The sequence below is a fragment of the Anaerococcus sp. AGMB09787 genome, from assembly GCF_022808955.1.
GTDB lineage: Bacteria > Bacillota > Clostridia > Tissierellales > Peptoniphilaceae > Anaerococcus.
The window spans coordinates 1-3,073 of sequence record NZ_JAKZEY010000046.1 but is presented as its reverse complement, the minus strand read 5'-3'; the positions used below and the strand labels follow the sequence as shown (position 1 = coordinate 3,073).

The window sequence follows — 3,073 nt, the reverse complement described above, 5'->3', positions numbered from 1 at the left end:
GAAAAATTCTTCCAATCCTTTTTCAAAATAATATCTATTTGATTTTTTCTTTATCTGTCCATAGGATCCGATTGCATAAGTTTCTTCTTTTTCTAATCCTTCAAAGCAAAATTCATAAGATCTTGAATCTCCCCATCTTACATTTGGTATTACTTTAATACCATGATTCTGATAGTAAGCTCCCAAAACTCTATTCATATAAGTGCTATAAATTTGTCTAATAATAGGCATATCATAGCAAACTGAGAAATCAGGGCTTATAATAACATTAAACTTTTTTAATTCATCTCTATATTTTTCTGGATTGTTTATTATTTGTTTAAATACTCTATCATAAATATAAAAATGAATTCCTACATTGCTATTATTGTATAAATTTCTTTTTTCAAAAGGTATGAAATTTTCACATTTACCTATTTCTTCATTACGGATTAAGGGCATATCATACTTACCAACTAAATCTACATTTTCTATTAATTTAGGATTGAATCCATTATTCATTATTACACTATTTTTCAAAATATCCTCCTAATATAATGTTGAGCTTTCCATATTATCGATTAGTAAAGCAAAATATATTTGCCTAATTAATCGTTATAAAATACTAGCCTCTATATCATAGATAGAAAAATAATGAAAAATATCCCGAAATATTTATTAAATTTTTAAAATTTAGGTAACTTCAAAAAGACGCCCCCTTTTTATAGGCGTTAAAAAGTATAGATATTTATTTTTCTAGGGGTGTGCATAAACTAAATTTTAGGAAAATAAGCAATAAAAAAACACCTAATCTTTATGGTCCATACTAATCAGAAATCCTAGAAAGGCTAGAACAGCCACATTTTCAATTGTTAATTTGTATCATTTTAATAACTTACATTTTTATGATATAGACAACGATGGTAAAAAAGTTAAGTATATAGAGCTATATGATAGGAGGAGCAAGAAAGTATATAGGACTAATGAGGTAGGCGATAGAGAGCTAGTCTTTGAAGAAGCCCACTACTTTGAAGGTGTTCCTTTAATTCACTTCAAAAACAATGAAGAGATGCAGGGGGACTTTGAACAAGTGATTAGCCTGATAGATGCATATAATGCTGAGCAATCCAATACTTTAGATGATATGGACGAGTTTTCAGACGCTTACTTAGCCTTAATTAACTAGCAAGCGACCGATAAAGACGATATAGAGAAGATGAAGGAAGATAAAGTCTTGCTTTTAGATGATAATGGAGATGCAAAGTGGTTGATAAAAGATGTTAATGACGGTTGGGTTGAAAATTTTAAATTAAGGCTAAATAAGGACATTCACAAGTTTTCTTTTACTCCTGACTTTTCAGATGAAGCCTTTGGTACCAATGTACCTGGTGTATCTTTAAGACTTAAAATGCTAACTAGTGAAGAGCTTAGAAATACGAAAGAAATGTATTTTAGAGAGGGTATACGAAAGAGAATGGACCTTATAGGTAACTACCTCAATATCATCAATACCAATGAACTAACTAGGGGATTAATTGATATGCAGTTCAGCGACTCACTTCCTCAAAATATACTTGAGATTACTCAAATCATGCAGAACCTAGCTAATGACTTATCAACCGAAACAAGACTATCACTGTTGCCTTTTATTTCCAATCCAGCTGATGAGATGGCAAAAAAAGAGAAAGAGGACAGTGAGAACATAGAAAACTCAATGACTATGTATACAAGGTTAGGACAAGACCATGACCACCAAGAAGAGGAGTAAGGCTTATTGGGAGAGAAGAAGTGAGAAACAGCTACTTGATTTACTAGACAAAGCAGACGAGGTAAAAGACAAGCTAGAGCGATATTATAGCAAGGCTATCAGATATATTAATCGAGATATAAAGACCCTTTTTGGTAGATATATGACCGATAATGGCATAGATACAGATAAGGCCATGGGTCTACTTACTGGAAACGACTATAGAGAATGGCGATTTACTATGGAGGAGTACCTTCAACAGATAGAAGCTACAGGCAACAAGGCTCTTTTACTAGAGCTTAATACCTTGACGATGAGAAAGAGGATTACAAGGCTTTTAGATTTAAGGGCTGGAATTTTAGCTAATTCAGCTATACTAGCTCAGATTGAAGATGAAAAAGTATGCGACTTCCTAGAAAAGGGTCTTACAGATACCTATTATCGAGCCATATATGACGAATACAGAGACGAAAACCCTGAAGCCATAGAATTAACCGAGAGCCACCACATAAAGCCGTCTAAGGACAATGCAAAGGCGATTTTAACTAATCCTTGGTCAGGTAGTAATTACAGTGAAAATATCTGGACTAACTCCTACCTCATAGCTAAGAGAGCCGAGCAAGCAGTAGCTAAAAACATCATAGCGGGTAAGTCAATCAATAACCTAACAGCAGAGTTAGAAAGAGTATACGGTAGGAGATATAGGGCTAATATAAAAAGGCTCTTAAGGACTGAAACAGCCTATATAAAAGGGCAAGGCGATATCCTAGCCTATAAGAAGCTAAAGGTTAAGGAATACGAGATATTGGCAACCCTCGACAATAGGACAAGCTCTATATGTAGGAGTAAAGATGGTAAGCATTATCCGATAGATGAAGCTACAGTAGGAGAAAACTATCCACCCTTCCACCCTAATTGTAGGACTACAACTATAAAATATATAGCCGATGAAGAGAAGAGGGCTAAAAGAACTAGGCTTGCTAGAGATAAAAATGGTAAGAATGTAAAAGTCCCCCTCAATATGAAGTATGATGAGTGGCTCAAGTGGGTTGAAGCACCTGAAAGATAGATAAAAAGGACTTAATATGAAGTTATCTATTATCCATTACCCTAAGATGCATAGGCAATGGCTTTTAAAGAGGGAGTATGGAGATTATAGTCAACACGCACACTTTTATACTAGGAAAGAGGCTTTGGAATGTAGAAAGCTTATTGATATGAATAAGTATCCTAGGGAAAAGAAGTATAAGATAGCAATGCAGAGGATATTGACGGAAGAAGAGTTTAAGAGATTAGACAAGAAACAACGATATAGGAATATAAATAAGGGTCTTAGGAGATAAGGCA

Annotated in this window: 3 protein-coding genes and 1 pseudogene; 3 read left to right on the top strand and 1 reads right to left on the bottom strand. The window is 33.9% G+C overall.

The features are described 5' to 3' along the window. Positions 1-519 (bottom strand): DUF4417 domain-containing protein (locus tag MUN42_RS08265; protein ID WP_243344266.1); only part of this gene is annotated, 519 nt, incomplete at its 3' end. 337 nt (positions 520-856) lie between these two features. On the opposite strand from MUN42_RS08265, the pseudogene MUN42_RS08260 reads away from it, so the two are divergent. The 3 genes and pseudogenes from MUN42_RS08260 to MUN42_RS08250 all read left to right on the top strand — a co-directional run bounded on the left by MUN42_RS08260 (position 857) and on the right by MUN42_RS08250 (position 3,069). Beyond that, a pseudogene (locus tag MUN42_RS08260) lies at positions 857-1,747 on the top strand (phage portal protein). Next, positions 1,725-2,795 carry a minor capsid protein gene (locus MUN42_RS08255; RefSeq protein ID WP_243344263.1) on the top strand — a complete coding sequence of 357 codons (1,071 nt, stop codon included), beginning with the start codon at positions 1,725-1,727 and terminating at the stop codon, positions 2,793-2,795. The pseudogene MUN42_RS08260 and the gene MUN42_RS08255 overlap by 23 nt, the downstream one beginning before the upstream one ends. Before the next feature lie 16 nt (positions 2,796-2,811). Next, complete coding sequence (locus tag MUN42_RS08250; protein ID WP_243344261.1) at positions 2,812-3,069, top strand: hypothetical protein; 258 nt, start codon at positions 2,812-2,814, stop codon at positions 3,067-3,069. The last annotated feature ends 4 nt before the right edge of the window (positions 3,070-3,073 follow it).